At 39.7% G+C, this 16,888-nt stretch carries 16 protein-coding genes and 1 pseudogene; 9 read left to right on the top strand and 8 right to left on the bottom strand.

Annotated elements, in window-relative coordinates; genetic code table 11:
• Positions 1 to 209 (bottom strand): hypothetical protein (locus H140_RS15970; RefSeq protein ID WP_026349094.1); only part of this gene is annotated, 209 nt, incomplete at its 3' end.
• Positions 210 to 494: 285 nt separating this feature from the next.
• A complete protein-coding gene (locus H140_RS0112700) occupies positions 495 to 1,436 on the bottom strand; it encodes a LysR family transcriptional regulator (RefSeq protein WP_228127178.1) in 942 nt (313 codons plus the stop codon).
• A 273-nt stretch (positions 1,437 to 1,709) separates the two neighbouring features.
• Here H140_RS0112700 and H140_RS0112695 point away from each other — a divergent pair, with 273 nt between their 5' ends.
• The 3 genes from H140_RS0112695 to ycaC all read left to right on the top strand — a co-directional run bounded on the left by H140_RS0112695 (position 1,710) and on the right by ycaC (position 4,196).
• The gene (locus tag H140_RS0112695) at positions 1,710 to 2,090 is read left to right on the top strand and encodes a DoxX family protein (protein WP_019674034.1); all 381 of its coding nucleotides are present in this window, start codon (positions 1,710 to 1,712) and stop codon (positions 2,088 to 2,090) included.
• Between the two features lie 362 nt (positions 2,091 to 2,452).
• Entirely contained in the window at positions 2,453 to 3,253 is an 801-nt protein-coding gene (locus H140_RS0112690; RefSeq protein ID WP_019674033.1) for a YoaK family protein, read from the top strand.
• A 292-nt stretch (positions 3,254 to 3,545) separates the two neighbouring features.
• Entirely contained in the window at positions 3,546 to 4,196 is a 651-nt protein-coding gene (gene ycaC, locus H140_RS0112685; protein ID WP_026349092.1) for an isochorismate family cysteine hydrolase YcaC, read from the top strand.
• A 220-nt stretch (positions 4,197 to 4,416) separates the two neighbouring features.
• Here ycaC and H140_RS0112680 read toward each other — a convergent pair whose 3' ends face one another.
• Positions 4,417 to 4,743, bottom strand: coding sequence for a GNAT family N-acetyltransferase (locus tag H140_RS0112680; RefSeq protein ID WP_019674031.1), 327 nt, complete (start codon positions 4,741 to 4,743; stop codon positions 4,417 to 4,419).
• A 252-nt stretch (positions 4,744 to 4,995) separates the two neighbouring features.
• On the opposite strand from H140_RS0112680, the gene H140_RS0112675 reads away from it, so the two are divergent.
• The 3 genes from H140_RS0112675 (at position 4,996) to H140_RS0112665 (ending at position 7,947) form a co-directional block, all read left to right on the top strand.
• A complete protein-coding gene (locus H140_RS0112675) occupies positions 4,996 to 5,709 on the top strand; it encodes a pirin family protein (RefSeq protein ID WP_019674030.1) in 714 nt (237 codons plus the stop codon).
• A gap of 287 nt (positions 5,710 to 5,996) precedes the next feature.
• Positions 5,997 to 6,929 carry a pirin family protein gene (locus H140_RS0112670; protein ID WP_019674029.1) on the top strand — a complete coding sequence of 311 codons (933 nt, stop codon included), beginning with the start codon at positions 5,997 to 5,999 and terminating at the stop codon, positions 6,927 to 6,929.
• A gap of 406 nt (positions 6,930 to 7,335) precedes the next feature.
• Positions 7,336 to 7,947 (top strand): nitroreductase family protein, encoded by a 612-nt coding sequence (locus H140_RS0112665; protein ID WP_019674028.1) that lies wholly within the window; start codon positions 7,336 to 7,338, stop codon positions 7,945 to 7,947.
• Between the two features lie 236 nt (positions 7,948 to 8,183).
• On the opposite strand, the gene H140_RS0112660 is transcribed toward H140_RS0112665, so the two are convergent.
• From H140_RS0112660 to H140_RS0112650, 3 genes are all read right to left on the bottom strand, one after another.
• Complete coding sequence (locus tag H140_RS0112660; RefSeq protein WP_019674027.1) at positions 8,184 to 8,999, bottom strand: SDR family oxidoreductase; 816 nt, start codon at positions 8,997 to 8,999, stop codon at positions 8,184 to 8,186.
• Positions 8,978 to 10,090, bottom strand: coding sequence for an MBL fold metallo-hydrolase (locus H140_RS14695; RefSeq protein WP_019674026.1), 1,113 nt, complete (start codon positions 10,088 to 10,090; stop codon positions 8,978 to 8,980). Before H140_RS14695 ends, H140_RS0112660 begins: the two co-directional genes overlap by 22 nt.
• Positions 10,091 to 10,302: 212 nt before the next feature.
• Positions 10,303 to 11,016, bottom strand: a complete 714-nt coding sequence (locus H140_RS0112650) for an RluA family pseudouridine synthase (RefSeq protein ID WP_019674025.1) — start codon at positions 11,014 to 11,016, stop codon at positions 10,303 to 10,305.
• Between the two features lie 303 nt (positions 11,017 to 11,319).
• Between H140_RS0112650 and trxA the strand changes: the two genes are divergently transcribed.
• From trxA to H140_RS14690, 3 genes are all read left to right on the top strand, one after another.
• Entirely contained in the window at positions 11,320 to 11,646 is a 327-nt protein-coding gene (gene trxA, locus H140_RS0112645) for a thioredoxin (RefSeq protein WP_019674024.1), read from the top strand.
• A gap of 974 nt (positions 11,647 to 12,620) precedes the next feature.
• Positions 12,621 to 13,889 (top strand): transcription termination factor Rho, encoded by a 1,269-nt coding sequence (gene rho / locus H140_RS0112640; protein WP_026349091.1) that lies wholly within the window; start codon positions 12,621 to 12,623, stop codon positions 13,887 to 13,889.
• 444 nt (positions 13,890 to 14,333) lie between these two features.
• Positions 14,334 to 14,657 carry a glycine zipper domain-containing protein gene (locus H140_RS14690; RefSeq protein WP_019674022.1) on the top strand — a complete coding sequence of 108 codons (324 nt, stop codon included), beginning with the start codon at positions 14,334 to 14,336 and terminating at the stop codon, positions 14,655 to 14,657.
• Positions 14,658 to 15,060: 403 nt separating this feature from the next.
• Here H140_RS14690 and ypfJ read toward each other — a convergent pair whose 3' ends face one another.
• Positions 15,061 to 15,945 carry a KPN_02809 family neutral zinc metallopeptidase gene (ypfJ, locus tag H140_RS0112630; protein ID WP_019674021.1) on the bottom strand — a complete coding sequence of 295 codons (885 nt, stop codon included), beginning with the start codon at positions 15,943 to 15,945 and terminating at the stop codon, positions 15,061 to 15,063.
• 249 nt (positions 15,946 to 16,194) lie between these two features.
• Positions 16,195 to 16,882, bottom strand: a pseudogene (locus tag H140_RS14990) (IS200/IS605 family accessory protein TnpB-related protein); the annotation flags it as partial.
• Between the last annotated feature and the right edge of the window lie 6 nt (positions 16,883 to 16,888).

Here is a 16,888-nt window from a genome sequence, read left to right as displayed (position 1 = left end):
AGACCATATAGCCAGTAGTTCTTTCTGATGATACCTATGCTTTGAGGATGATAGCCAAAGTCTTTACCTATGCCTTCTAAGGATTTGTTTTGACTGAGTTGATGTAATATAAGCAGTTTGACCCGTGCTCTTGGTTTAGATTCAACTTTTGATAGCTTCAGAAAGTCGTGATCGCTTAACTTATGATTTCTAGGCGTTATTTTTGGCATACTGGCGTCGTAATAGTAAATAATAATTTATTATATATTATTTCTTGGAATTGGTATAAGTGTATCTTGCTATGGCTTTTTGATGTTTATTCCGATTACTTATTCCGATTACTTATTTCGATTGTTTATTCCTATTGACTGTTCTAATTATTTATTACTATTGACCGTTCTAATTGCTTGTTTTGATTGCTTATTTCGAATGTTTGCTCTTATTCTTAGGGGTTATTTGAGCGTTAATCACTCTTTTCTACCGCCTAAATGTCTACTTGTCTAACTTCACTGTTATTAGTCAAAAAACGACAGCACACCCGCCTCGTGTAAGCACTTATCCCAATATGGATTGTCCCCAATCCGCTCAATCACAAAGTCAATAAAAAAGCGACAACGCTGCGACACATAACGGTTTTTTGGGTACACCGCATAGGCATTGATAGGGGGCAGTTCATAATCAGTCATCAAAGGTACTAGCGCCTTATCGAGTAACGCCTCATAAGCAATAAAGGTGGGAATAAAGGCAATGCCATGCCCTTTTTCTGCCATTTTTACCAAAAAGTCACCGTTATTGGCTTTCAAGTTTGAAGTAGTACTCAACTTATGCTGTTGCCCCTGATTGTCAGTCAATAGCAGACTGCTTTGCTTGGCAAGTCCATATTGCAAAAACGTATGCTGTTGCAACTCATCCAAGCTGGTCGGCATGCCTGCCTGCTCAATATAGCTGGGACTGGCGCACAACACATAACGAATCTTGGTCAAACGTCTGGCTTGATAGCTAGAGTCTTTGAGCTCACCGATACGAATACCCAGCTCATAGCCTTCTTCTACCAAGTCAACATGGCGATCTGAAAAATCCAGTTCAAAGGCCAAGTTTGGGTGTTGCCTAGCATAGCTATCAATTAAGTCACTTAAATGCATCAACCCAAAGGATAGCGGCGCTGTCATCTTTAACGTACCTTCAATATGTGCTTTAGTACCACCGATCTCTTCATTAAGTATGTCCACATCACTCAAGATATTGCGGGCTTGCTCATAGTATTGACGGCCAGCATCCGTCAAGGTTGAGTTACGGGTAGTACGACTAATGAGCTGTGTATTTAAGCGAGTTTCTAACTCTTTTAAGCGACGACTAGCGGCTGATTTTGCAATATCAAGCTGTTCTGCAGCCTTAGTAATGCTGCCGGCTTCGACAATGCGAATAAACAAACACATATCTTCTAACTGCCCCATCATGCTTCTCCATTTTTAATTTTTTTAATCTTTGGTGCCGTTTGCTTCTGGCTTCTTTTTTTGTTTTACCTTTACGCTTAAAGCTGTGCGAACGCATCTAGTGTGAAGTTATTTTTATAACGGACATACTACACAATTGTTCTCAAAAAAAGAATTATCATTTGCAATAAATGGTGTTTATCTTGATAGCCTCAACAATTACTATATATCCACCGTTAAATGATATTAAATACAAATACTTTTTTATTAATTATTTTTAAGTTTAAGGAGTTCGTTATGGATAAGTTTTATGATATCAGTGCACCAGTCGGCCGTTTTTTATTAACCGTCATTTTCATCTATTCAGGTCTGGGTAAAGTCTCTGGCTATGCCGCTACTCAAGGTTATATGGAAATGATGGGCGTTCCTGGCTTTATTCTACCAGTGGTTATTATTTTAGAAGTGCTTGGTGGTATCGCTATCTTAGTCGGCTTTAAAGCCCGTGCTATCGCTTTCTTAATGGCTGGTTTTAGTATTTTGTCTGCACTAATCTTCCATCCATTTGGTGATCCAGAGCAGCAAAATGACTTTTTGAAAAACCTTGCAATGGCTGGTGGTTTCTTAATGATTGTTGCCCATGGTCCAGGTCCTTTGTCCTTTGACAACCGTAACAAATAACTTGCAATCTATTTGTTAGGGTCTGCTGGACATTGATGATGCAAACTTCCACACAATATGTGTGATTGCTTGAAAGAGTATGTGACTACTTAAAAGAAGCCTCTACCCTGTCTAGGTGTATGAGGCTTCTTTGGTAGCAAGCACTACTCGCAAATAGCCTTAGTGAAACGCAAGCTTACCAAAACGCAAGTTTTGGTCGTTCACTGGCTATAACATGTACGGTCTGTACAAGTCTTGAGGCTGTACAATATTTACCGTCCGTACAACAAACCGTAATAATAACCCTATATATCTCATAATGCACCCTAGGTTACACTATAAAAAACATAAAGCTCACTTAACTGAGTGTCTAGAGGAATACTATGAGCGATAACAACGATAATATACATAACGATCTAAACAAGACTGCATCCAACAACCAAAAGGTGACTTCTAAAAATACCACAACACCTCAGTCTGTATCAGAACAGGGTTTGTGGAAGCGCTATGAGGCGACGATTTTACTGACTATCGTGGGTGGCGCGATTAACACCATCGGCTTTGTGGCGCTACTAGGATTTTTCACCAACCACGTCACAGGAAACTTGGTGATGGCAGGCGCTGGCATGGTCAAAGATGACAAAGGTCTCTGGATTAAGCTTGGTGCTTTGCCTGTGTTTATCCTAACGGTTATCGTGACACAGCGTATCATCAATACCAGACGCGTGGGACAGCCAATCCTAAGTCAGTTGCTATTTGCAGAAGCGCTATTTTTGACTGCCTTTATGGTTTGCGCCTTATTTTTTGGTCCATTTCATACCGCAGGGGCAGTTGATGTAGCGATTACTGGCTTTTTAGGCCTAATGGCGTTTGCAATTCGCAACACTGCAAGTCGTGGTGTGATGGGCAAGGCTCGCCCTACGCTATTGATGACGGGTAATACCACTCAGCTTGGGATTGACTTGTCTGACTATATATTTAACCGCACCAAATGCAATATGGACAGCTTAAAGTATAGTGCGACTGTGGTTTTTAGCTTTGTTATTGGGGCTTTTGTTGGTGCTATCTTTTATTTATATACCGGCTTTTGGTCTATCACGCCATTTATCCTAGCTGTTTTATACTTGGCGGTAAAGGCACGTGATGAGAGCTATCTAAAGCAGCAGAATATGTACACCAGCTAGCGACTATGAAAGTTTTATAAAATAGCCTAGCTTGAGTTAGCTTGCTCTGGACATGACTTGCTCTGAATGTATTCATCTATTTAACTTACATTTCTTACAAAGCATAACCAAATCACAGCAAGCGACAAATTGCTTTTTCTTATGAAGTCGATAGACTGATATAAGTATAAAATACCTTAATAAGTATAGAATACCTTATACTTACCCCAAGACCTTAGTCAACAACCCATCAGAAAAGAAAAAGGAAAATACTATGTTTAAGCCAAAACTTAAAAAAACCAAAACAAAAAAGATGGATCCAAAACTAAAAACTGATGATAAACTATATAACCGCTTGTCAGTAGATGATGCTGTTGTATTACTTGTTGACCACCAAACTGGCTTGCTATCACTAGCTCGCGACCTACCAGCCGCTGATTTTCAAAATAACGTATTAGGCTTGGCCAAAGCAGCAAAATACTTCAATTTACCGACCATCTTAACCACCAGCTTTGAAGATGGTCCAAATGGTCCGTTAATGCCAGAAATTAAAGAAATGTTCCCTGAGGCAGACTATATCGCTCGCCCAGGTCAGATCAACGCATGGGACAACGAAGACTTTGTAAAAGCCATCGAAAAGACTGGCCGTAAACAACTTATTATCGCAGGTATTGTTACTGAAGTATGTGTGGCATTCCCAGCACTAGCCGCTGCTAAAGCAGGGTATGATGTGTTTGTGGTTACTGATGCTTCAGGTACTTTCAACAATATTACACGTGAAGCCGCTTGGCTACGCATGCAAAAGGAAGGTATTGAATTGATGTCATGGTTTGCAGTCGCCTGTGAGCTTGCACGTGACTGGCGCGTGGATATGGAAGGCTTAGCCAACTTATTCCATGGCTCAATCCCTGAGTACGGTCCACTAATGGACAGCTATGCAGCAGCTCAAGCCGCTAAGAAATAGGTAGCTAGCAATATAGATAATAGACAACAAAAAATGCCCGATTATGTTAAGTCGGGCATTTTTTATAGGTTGTATTCTTTATAAACTATATTATACCAAATCTGAAAATTAAGATATCGAGGAAAACGAGTGCAAACGCTACAAGTAGTAGATTTAGCAAGTTTGACATAGATAGGTTGTTTTTCAGAAAAGGTATTATTTAACGGCTATATACTTGACTCTATGGCTTAGCATTATGAAACACTGAGTTATCTTGATACTCTGGATGCTTATCAATATAAGACTTCACAAAAGGACAAATCGGCTTCACACGCAAGTTTTTCGCAGCAGCATATTCTAGTAAATACTTCACAAAGTAGCCCGCAATACCACGTCCACCCAGCTCTTTAGGTACAAAAGTATGTAGGTATGCGATACCTGACTCACCTTCGCTGGTGGTAAAGTATTCATATTCTTCAAACGCAATATGACCATCTACATGGATTTCAAAGCGACTGGCTTCTTTGTTATCAATGACTTCGTAACTTGGTTGTTCTTTGGCTGTCATAATTTTTCTCTCTTATTATGTTATTGATCATATGTTATTGATCATTAGTTAGTTAATTAATGATTAAATTGATTAGTGATGCAACGAATCTATCATAGCCAGTCCATTGCCTATCGTCTAGTTTAACTCTGTACAAAAGTTTAACGGTTTGTTACTTGAATTATTTTTTTAAAATACTATTATTTAGTTATATTGAATATGCATATATGTTTATTAAGAATAGTTTATTAGTTGGTTTGTGAAGGAGGTTTTATGAAAACCATATATCATGCTAATGCTAGCCGTGGTGGTTCTCATCATGGATGGCTAAAAAGCAGACACACTTTCAGCTTTGCCGATTACTATGATCCAAAGCGAGTTGGCTTTGGTGCGTTGCGTGTGATTAACGATGACCACGTTGACGGCGGTACAGGCTTTGGTGATCACTCTCATGCCAATATGGAAATCATCAGTATCCCCTTATCCGGCAAACTTCGCCACGGTGATAGCATGGGCAACCATAGCGTCATTGAAAGCGGTGAAATCCAAGTGATGTCGGCAGGCACTGGTATTGTCCATTCAGAAATGAATGGTGATGATGAAAAACCAGTTAAATTTTTACAAATTTGGGTTGTACCAAATAAACTGGATGTAAAGCCTCGTTATCAGCAACAATGCTTGCGTGACTTACTCAAGCGCAACCAGTTTAACCAAGTGCTATCACCTAGTCCTGAAGATGCGGGCGTTTGGATTTACCAAAATGCATGGTTTAGCATTGGTGAGTTTGATAAAGGCGTTACTACTACCTATTCTTTACGTAGCCCATTAAATGGCGTATATGTATTCGTTATCTCAGGCTCTGTGGTGATCAACGGTCAGCGACTTGATGGTCGAGATGGCTTAGGCATCACAGATAGCAAAAACTTTACGATGGATGTGATCGAAAACGCACAGGTACTGTTAATGGATGTACCTATGAACTTTTAGAGTTAGCAAGTAACAGACATCAAACAAAATCCTTACTGACTTATCCATTCAACTTACTGTTAAATAAGTTATTGTAATACTGATATTTGTATCTGATATGCGCTAAAAATATACCAATAACCATTACTAATAACTATATAATAGCCGCTGTATAAAATTGAGGATAAACAAACACCAGTTTCAGCCTATTAAAATTTGATATACATTGCTACTTTTAGCCCAGCACAACATATTTTTATAAACAAGAATCAACAGCTAAACACAAACTTAACGACTCGAGGTAACTTATGAAAACCCAGACACTTAAACCCCGTATTGCTGACGTTGGTGGTATTCCTATTGCCCGCCTACTACCAAACAAGGGCAAACAACCAATCGGTGCTTGGTGCTTTATGGATCACGCTGGTCCTGCTGAATTTGGTGAAGATGAAGCGGGTATGCAGGTTGGCAGACATCCACACACCAACTTACAGACATTCAGCTGGATGATTGATGGTGAAGTGCTGCATAAAGACAGCCTCGGTAACGAACAAGTTATTACCAAATATCAGGTAAACGTCATGACCGCTGGTACCGGCAATGACCAAGGCATTAGCCACACTGAACAAAGCGTCTTCCCTGATACTGGGGGCTCAGCCAATGCATGGCGCGGTATGAATATGGTACAGCTATGGATTGCATTGCCCACTGATCAAAAAATTGAGCGCAACTTCCATCACTATCCAAAGTTACCAAGCTGGAATGAGGGTGATGCAGAGTTTGTATTAACAACAGGCAACTACACAACCCCAAGTGGTGATAGCTATAAAGCACCAACCATCCAGTACTCAAAACTGATCGGTCTAGATGTGAACCTAGTTGAAGATACAGAGGTGTCTTTGGTATTAGAGCCCGACTTTGAGTATGGTATCTTAATGGTTGTTGATGGTATTGAATACCAAGGCGAACAATATGAACAAAATGACTTGATCCGTTTTGATGATATTAAAGAGCGTACCGTTGTCACTGTGAAAGGCAAAAAAGGTACTCGCTTTATGTTATTAGGCGGTGAGCCTTTGAATCAAAAAGTCTTACTATGGTGGAACTTTGTTGCTGATAATAAAGAAGATATCGAACAAGCCATTGAAGACTGGAACAACCATCACCCACGCTTTGGTGACGTTAATTCTGAGTTAAAACGCTTAGAAGCGCCCGCACTACCTGAAGGCTTTAAAAGTTGATTTATAATACCTTTAAGGGTTAATTTATAAATCAGCACTGTTTATATCAGATTTACTAAGTGTACTTATTGTTAAAGTTTTTTTACAAAAAGACAATATGCATTTTGACCAAATCTAATATAATAACGCCATACTATGTACAGCCCTGTTGTTTAGGTATGCTCCTGTTTTTTAAGTGCATTAGTTTTTAAGTGCATTAGTTTTTAAGTACATCAGTTTTTAAGTGCATTACATTAATAGTAAACCAACCTCTTTACTAAGCCATAGACTGACTTAATAAGCATTGGCTTAATAAAAACTGGCCTACTAAAAACAACTATAAGTAACTGCTCAACAGGGAAAAATCAAGCGGTAATTGTGTTAACCAATCTCTTTGTACAAACTGTTATGATAATGGAGAATAATTATGTCAGACCTACAAACTTTCCAAAAAATTGCTGAAGCACGTCGTTCAGTTTATGCATTAAACGATCAGCTTCCAGTTTCAAAAGATGACGTTGTTAAGCTAGTTGAGCATGCTGTACTGCATACCCCATCAGCATTTAACTCACAGTCAAGCCGTTTAGTTGTTCTACTTGGTGAAGATCACAAAAAATTGTGGCAAATCACTGAAGATGAGCTACGTAAGATCGTTAAAGATGACGAGCAATTTGAAGCCACTAAACAAAAACTAGAAGGTTTTAAAGCAGGCGCTGGTACTGTACTATTCTTCGAAGACAAGGCAGTTGTAGAAAACTTACAAGATCAGTTTGCTTTATATGCAGACCGCTTCCCAGTATGGGCAGAGCATGCAAGTGCAATGCACCAGTATGTTATCTGGTCAGCATTAGCCAGCCTAGGTATTGGTGCAAACCTACAACACTACAACCCAATTATCGATGAGCCAGTTGCTAAAGCTTGGAACATAGATCCTAAGTGGAAGCTTATCGCTCAGCTAGTATTCGGTGGCGTTGTAGAACCAGCTGGTGAAAAACAGTTCGCACCACTAGAAACTCGCTTAAAAGTATATGGTAAATAATTATACAAAATCTGAAAATTAAGATATCGAGGAAAACGAGTGCAAACACTACAAGTAGTAGGTTTAGCGAGTTTGACTAAGATAGGTTGTTTTTTCAGAAAAGGTATTACTAATACAATTTAGCAAGTAAAAAAGCTTACTAAGAAAAAAAGCAGCCCTGATGAGTCAGGGTTGCTTTTTTCTTATTTTTTAACATTTTAAAACTCTAGCTTTCTTAGACTCATCCTATCTTAGATTTACTGACTTTTCTTCTGTCGTTTTTTACCTAGCTTATGGAAAAAATCAACATAATTTCCAGTAGTTTGTGGGAATATATTAGCAGCCTTAGCCACTACCCCACGACTTGCTGGCAATACCATCTCTAGAGGGCGCTTACGCATAATAGGGCCAACAATGGCATCAACAACCTCATCAACACTCAATGTACGATGGCCTGAGAAAGTTAACGCTGCTTGCTCTTTGTCCTTTTGTTTATCTAGCATGGGAGTTTGTACCGCATCAGGACATATCGTAGTGACAGCAATACCATATTGCCCTAATTCCATACCAGCCGCTAATGAATAAGAGCGTACTGCAAATTTACTAGCGCTATATAAAGACAATCCCGGTACGGGTGATAACGCCGCCAAAGAAGCCACATTTATAATATGACCCGAACCTTGAGATCGCATGGTCTCGATCACGCTTTGTGTGCCAAATATAGTACCTTTAACATTAATATCGAAATGTAAGTCCACCTCATCAGGCACTACAATATCAGTGACCCAGTTCTCTTTTAAAACTCCTGCAATATTGCACAGTACGTCAATGCGCTGCCAGTGTTCCACCACACGTACAACCGTCTGCTGCCACGTATCTAACTGACGTACATCCAGTTGTTGCAACATCAGATTTCCACCCTCTGCAAATTGTGGATAATGGCTATAAATAGCTTGTAATGCATCAAAGTTGATATCGCAAGCACAAACTCTATGATTGCCTGCCAACAATCGTTGACATAACGCCAAGCCAATACCTGATGCCGCACCTGTTACGATATAAGTTTGCGCCATATGCCACCTCTTTTTTTGTTATCAGACGATTTGGATATAGGTGTAAAGCGGCCAAACTCAAGATCTCCCATGCGCACCGTTGGAGCAGTACCTGGAAATAAATAGTAGCCCGCAGATTCCGAAGATAATGCCATGTTAAAAAAACGCTCGTCTTTTGGATAAGCACCTGCCACAGTTTTTTCTTGAATCATAGACAAATACTGATCCACGCCAAATTCTAGGGTATTACCATTTAACACAACTTCTGAGCCAGTCATCTTGGCATAGTCAGCCAAGCCCTTGATTTTTGAGTGTTGCGGCGCATACGCATCCATACTCACACCATTTTCTGAGGTAACTAATAAGCCTTGATCTGTATGCGCAACAATCGAGTGATTGCCCTCTGTGTGACCTTTAGTATGCATCAAAGCTACGGAACCATCACCCAAGAATACATCACCATCAATCAGCTCAATACGGCTATCATCCACACCATCAATACCACCTGGACAATACCACTGGTTTTGCCACGGCAGTAAAGCCTGAGCACTTTCCCATTCCTCACGCATCACCAACAGCTTAGCATTTGGAAAAATGGCCGCTTGTCCATTACCACCAAGCCAACGGGTGACATTCTGAGTATGTAAGTGGTCATAGGTAATATAATCGACATCTTCTGGTGCCAGCCCTAGTTTTTTTAGTGCGCCTAAAACTGTTTTTTTTGGCTTAACCATTAAAGCTTCGACGGGTTTAGAGAAAATACCAACATCCTCACGCATTTGATAAAAATAAGGTGTGTCATCTTGAGTCTCCCAGTCTGAAGGGCTGACCAACATGGTCTTTATGCCCTCCTCGCTATCAAACTGAATGACAAATAGCTTATTACAAATATGGATATAAGGGGTAGGCAAGGCAAAGGCATTGAGATAGCCATATTTGGAGGGATAGGGAATGCGAATTAACTCATAGGTTTTATAAAACTTTACCTTAGGGTTATTTAGCATAGTTTTACGAAAGTCTTCGGCCGCCGCTCTCACATCTTCAACTCGTTCAAGTGGCTTGGCTGCATCCCGCGCTGATTTAAAGTGAGAGACCGATTGAATAATACTCATAACACAATCCTTGTTTATTAATGAATCTTTAACACTCTTTCATAACATACTACTTACGCTAACAAAATAAAAGTGCTTTATGCAGGCGCTACGGTTCTGTTTTTATTGAATTAAGAGCCTGACAAGCAGTTTCTAAAACTATCAATCAAACAGCTACCTTGTACTAACCGTCTACCACAGACTCTCAGCGACTATTAACAAAACCTAACCATCTAAAATGGTACTTCACTCTCCCACGCCATCCAAGTATTCATGGTCGGATGCTTTAATCTTAATTTATGGGCATGCAAATTCAACCTAGGCGCTAAAGATAGCGCCTCACCTCCAGCATAAATAGGATCTCCGATAATGACATGACCAAGATGTAGCATATGTACCCGCAACTGATGGCTACGCCCAGTTATCGGATGTAGCGCCACACGTGTCACCGGCTTCCCCTCTCTTAACTCATGGTGCAATACTTCATAATGGGTCAAAGCGTGTTTTTTCCAATTTGGATCAGCCACATGCTTTGGCTTAATGCTCGGCTCATAACGCACAGGGATATCAATCTCACCTTTTTTTCCTGGTATTGCCAAAGTACCCATCACAATGGCTTGGTATTCTTTTTGTGGAATACGCTCAATAAATTGTTTACTGATATGGGTTTGTGCTGGTTTATTTTTTGCAAAAATCATCAATCCTGAGGTATCCATATCCAGTCGATGAATCAACTTAATATCTGGATTAGCTTTCTCTAGGCGTGATAACAAGCTGACCTTCAAATCTTTACCATCAATGCTAAGCAGTCCTGCTGGCTTATTGACCAACAAGATATCCTCATCTTCGTATAGAGTAATTTGTGCAACAAAATCTTTAAAAAACTGAGAGTCGTACTGAGTTTCTGCTAAATTTAATCGATTGACGGTTTCTATTGATATTGGCATGGCATAAATCACAATCTAGATGGGTGAATGGGTATTTTAAATGTGCATGAGTATATCATCAATCTAACTCATACCAATTATTAACCTTACTTAACGGGGTTAACACAAAATTTGGGTAAAAAATGGTAAAATAGACGTCATTAAGAAGTTTTTCTGCAATTAAGTCATGTTCGTGGCTGTTAATCTAAGAATTAAATAAACCCTTAATCTATTTAATATTGAAAAAGCTCTCAATACATATTTTCCAAATGCTCACTAACCTAATTTTTATTAACAATTTTTTTATTAATAAAGGAAATAACTATGTCAAATTTAATCGTTAATACAACAGACGCCAACTTTGAGAAAGATGTTGTTAATGCAGATCTACCTGTATTATTAGACTTCTGGGCAGCTTGGTGTGGCCCATGTAAGGCCATTGCACCTATCTTAGAAGAGATCGCTGATGAGTATCAAGGTAAAGTACAGGTTGTTAAGCTTGATGTGGACGACAACCCAGAAACCGCTAGTCGCTTTGGTATTCGTAGCATCCCAACCTTAATGGTATTCAAAGGTGGTGAAAAAGTGGATACCGTCATGGGCCTACAACCTAAGGCAGACTTAGCTGCGCTACTTGATAAAAATCTATAAATGTAGATGCTACATCTACCAGCATTTAACAATAACAGGTCACCTTTTATCGTGTGCCATCGTTATTATTTAGCCCCCATCATAGTTTTATAACCATGTTGGGGCTATTTTTATTGCTATTGAGTCTTACGCTGGCTTATTTTTGGCTCATAACAGGCTAAAAAACAACTCTAACTCATAAATATCTATAAATTCCTACGCAAATGATACTTTAAACTAACAAAATCATTGACATGATAAGGGTAAACACCGTATAGTTTGTGTTCTAGAGAATACCTATTGTCAATTTGTGTCTATTAGAGCACAGCCTAAGCTTAATCATCCATTATGACAAGCCTTCTATCTAAGCTTTGTCTTCGTATTGTGTACAATCAATTTTGTGCCAAATAATGCCCTGATACGTTATTTATTAATGGGTTTTAAGCCAAATAATACTGACAATCATAATACCTTTTCTCATTACCTTGCATAATAGTACACTCCATCTGTACCTGATAAAATATATACCATCTAGTTCTAAGTCTGTCAGCCCGATTTGTCTGGCATTGACTAAGTAAAAAGCTAACTGCAAATGTAACTAGCAAAAAATAGATTTTGGGTACTTAGCTGTTGCTATATCAGGCATATAAGTTCAACACAATAAATTACGACTCTTATATGCCAATAACTTGTAAGTGATAAATATCAAGCACTTACACCTTATTATCGTGCTTATCTAATATCTTATATAAAGCTCTAAACTGATATCACCACTATCCATTAAGTAAGTCTGGTTTACGCTTTAATAAAGCTAAGTAAAATTATTCATGCTATGACACTGATACTTTTCTGTCTCAACTTCATCTCAAATCTACCTGAGTATGGCGCTGGCAATCTGCCATTAACGCCGATACCTCAATAACTTATTTGCATATATCTAAACCTAGGTATATTGGCAGCTGACTATGACTCAACAACCATCAAACGAAACCTCTATGAATCTGACCGAACTTAAAAAAAATTCCGTTTCTGAACTGCTCACTCTTGCTAAAGAAATGGGATTAGATAACCTTGCGCGTAGCCGCAAACAAGACATCATTTTTGCTATATTAAAAAAACACGCCAAAAATGGAGAGGCCATCTATGGTGACGGTGTACTTGAAGTACTACCAGATGGTTTTGGTTTTTTGCGCTCATCTGAAGGCTCATATCTGGCAGGTCCTGACGACATCTATGTTAGTCCTAGTCAGATCCGCCGATTTAGCCTAAAAACAGGAGACTCCATTGCTGGTACTATCAGGCCACCCAAAGATTCTGAACGCTATTTTGCGCTATTAAAGGTTGGTGAAATCAACTTTGATACACCAGATCGCTCACGCCATAAGCTTATCTTTGAAAATCTAACCCCGCTATTTCCTACTGAACAACTAAAACTTGAGATAGGTAACGGTACGACCGAAGATTTAACTGGTCGTGTCATCGATCTTATCGCTCCGATCGGAAAAGGTCAGCGTTCTATCATTGTGGCACCACCAAAAGCGGGTAAAACTGTTTTATTACAAACGATTGCCCAGTCTATTACTCGTAACAACCCAGAGTGTTATGTGATTGTACTGCTCATCGATGAGCGCCCTGAAGAAGTCACCGAAATGCAGCGCACTGTGCGTGGTGAAGTAGTTGCCTCTACCTTTGATGAGCCCCCACAGCGCCATGTGCAAGTTGCAGAGATGGTAATTGAGAAAGCCAAGCGCTTGGTCGAGCACAAGCAAGACGTGGTTATTTTACTTGACTCTATCACCCGTCTAGCACGCGCTTATAACATAGTCGCCCCTTCTTCTGGCAAGGTACTCACTGGTGGTGTCGATGCCAATGCTTTAGCCCAGCCTAAGCGCTTCTTTGGTGCAGCCCGTAATATTGAAGAAGGTGGTAGTTTGACCATTATCTCTACTGCGCTCATTGATACGGGTAGCAAAATGGACAGCGTTATCTTTGAAGAGTTTAAAGGTACAGGTAACCAAGAAATTACCCTTGAGCGTGATTTGGCTGAAAAGCGAGTGTTTCCAGCGATCAATATCAAAAAATCAGGTACACGTCGTGAAGAACGCTTACTTGATGAAGACACTCTACGTAAAGTCTGGATTCTACGCAAATTACTACAACCAATGGATGGAGTACAAGCCACTGAATTTTTGCTTGAGCGCTTAAAAGAAGCAAAAACTAACGATGACTTTTTTGACCAAATGACGCGTAAATCACAAAACTAAAGACTTAACTGCTTAGCTAAACCCTGAGTAATAGCTAATATACGCTCAGATATGACAACAACAAAAAAGACCGCTTAGTCTATGCTTTAAACGGTCTTTTTTGTTGCGCTGCCAGTCAACAGATCCTGTTAGCTATGGTATTTGTTAATGCTAATAAATGGCAGCGCAGGATACATGCCGATAACAACCGTTACGTTCCTAAGCGAAAGTCTTGCCATATCAATACAGTTAACAGCCATTACTTTTATTAAAATAAATAATAGAATGAAGTATGTGCATAACAGCGCTAATACACTCATTAATAACTGCAACCCTTAAAAACTGAAGCTCTTAAGATAAAGCCCTTAAAAACAGCGATCAAACCACTGTTCTGAAAACACGGTTCTAAAAAATAGTATTAGGGTCTATTGAACATTCACCACCTGTATGATTGAGGAAGCGACTATGAAACTTACTAATATAAAAACACTTGCACTAGTCACCATGACCAGCTCTGCCCTTTTTTTAACTGGCTGTAACACAACCAATGGTGGATTTAATCCAAATAATATGAGTACCACTGCCAAGGGTGCAACTGCTGGTGCTGCTGCTGGTGCTTTAATCCGTAGTGGCGGTAACTCAAAAGATATCGCCCGTGGTGCAATCGCTGGTGCTGCCTTGGGGGGTGCTGGTGGTTATGCTCTTGAGAAGTATCAAGAAAATAAAAACCAAAACCAACAGTACCAAAATCAGCAATATCAAAACCAACAGTACCAAAATCAGCGTTAAGCTAATAAGACTATTCAGAGGTAATATGGTTTTGGTTAATAGCCAGTATGCTAGTGAATCGCTAGCTAGATAGTTGATAAGCTATTTATTTATAAAATTATTGATAAAAAAAGAGTCTGCACCCAGACTCTTTTTTTTATTGCAATTTTTATCTTGTCGCCACCTAATAGTTGTAGTCAGATAAATAATACCAAATCTAAAAATTAAGCTATCGAGGAAAACGAGTGCAAACGCTACATATAGTAGGTTCAACGAGTTTGACAAAGATAGGTTGTTTTTTAGAAAAGGTATAAGTTACAAGGCAACCGAGTGCAAGTACTACTGAAGTAGGCTAAGCGAGGTTAACGCTGTAACTCTTTAATGTGGCTGTGACTATAAAAGCTTATAGCTTTTTCAGTTCTGACTAAATAGCACCACTAAAGGTGTCACATCGGCCAATATCGCCACTCTCTAACCCTCTGACAAACCAATTTACCCGCTGTTGGCTCGTGCCATGAGTAAAGTTGTCTGGTACAACTTCACGACCACTGGCCTGTGCCAACCGATCATCACCAATCTGACTGGCCGCATTCAATGCCTCTTCAATATCACCTTCTTCTAAAAACTGTACTCGCTGTTGGTTCCTGTTTGCCCAAACTCCAGCAAAACAATCCGCTTGTAACTCTTGACGTACAGACAACTCATTGCCTTGTGTTTGACTTAGCTGGCGGCGTGCCTCATTGACCTTTTGAGAGATACCCAATAAGGTCTGTACATGGTGTCCTACTTCATGAGCGATCACATAGGCTTGTGCAAAATCTCCTGCCTTATCTTGATTTTCTGCATCACCTGAACCCTGTTGATCTCCACTAATACCTAAGTTATGACGCATCTCGGCAAAAAATGAAGTATCTAAATAAACCCGTTGATCACCAGGACAATAAAACGGACCCGTTGCTGAAGTAGCACTGCCACATGCTGACTGCACACGTCCACTAAATAAAATTAACTCAGGCTCTTTATAAGTGCGTCCCATTTCTTGAAATATCTGATGCCACACCGCTTCAGTATCGGCCAATACCACAGATACAAATCGTGTATCTCTATCATTGTCCATTTCAGATACTGGCTGAACTTCCGCTCCATTGCTAGCTGTCACTGACTGTGCTGTTTGATAAGCAGTCATTGGATTCATATCAAACACCAACCACAGCACCGCAGCGATAATAAGACCTAAAATACCGCCGCCAGCAACTTTGCCACCGCTTTTACGCACATTACTACTACCACCTCTATCTTGCCATTTCATTTATATTTATCCCTGTGTTTTGTGTTTATAGTCGGTTCAACTTAACTCTGCTACAATATTTTGCTACAAGAATATTGCGCTACAAGGTGAGCAGCTACTGATAGTGGCTAGTTTATCAAAAACAAGTACGCTGGTACATCTAGACCACCCAGTATTATTATAGTCTTAGGCGGTCTTGATAAACTTCAAGTGAATTGACAAGGCGCTGTATCAAATGGATGTGACAGTTACATATATCAATTTAATACAGCTACTATTTGATATAACTCCTAGGATTGATACAGTTACTAGGAAAGTGTATTTCTCATTTACGATTTCAAACCGACAATCTGCATACTTGCATTTATATTCCAGTTGTCGCTTAAATTCAAACCATGCTGCATCGTATATTGATTTAGCCAGTTTGGTCATCGAATTTGTAAGTGAGCGTGATTTAACATCACCAACCACTATCAAGGCATTGTCCTTAACTAATTGTGTGGTGAATTTGTGTATTGCATCTAATCTTGTGTTTTTTACCTTTGACCAGTGACAGCTGAATGGTTGATTTAAGTGCCTTTTTGCCTGTTTGGTGTGTGGCAATATGCTTGATGGCGGATTTTTTAAAGGGTATCCAGCCTAGTGCTTTGCGTTTGATATCGGCACGATTGGTACGCCAGTTCAGTTTGGCTTTTTTAAACCGCTTACGGCTTTTGGCGTGGGTTTCATTAATGGCTTGAATGGTTTGAGAGTGTAAGCCAAGTAATTCACCGCTACCTTTGGTGTATTCGTTTAGGTCATAGGCTGATAGGTCATAGGCTAAAAACATCTTGCCTGTTCGCCTTAGGTGTTTGTAACTTAGGTCATTGACATAGTTCCACGCATAGTTGACACTCCCAGCTATTTTGTTTAGCTGGTTTGCGTGTTTGTCTTTGATGCGTAGCTTGAGTGTTTTCATAGGGTT

Origin of the sequence: Psychrobacter lutiphocae DSM 21542 (assembly GCF_000382145.1) — a bacterium.
Lineage (GTDB): Bacteria > Pseudomonadota > Gammaproteobacteria > Pseudomonadales > Moraxellaceae > Psychrobacter > Psychrobacter lutiphocae.
Note: the sequence above shows the minus strand (reverse complement) of the source record. Positions and strands in the feature narration are given on the sequence as shown.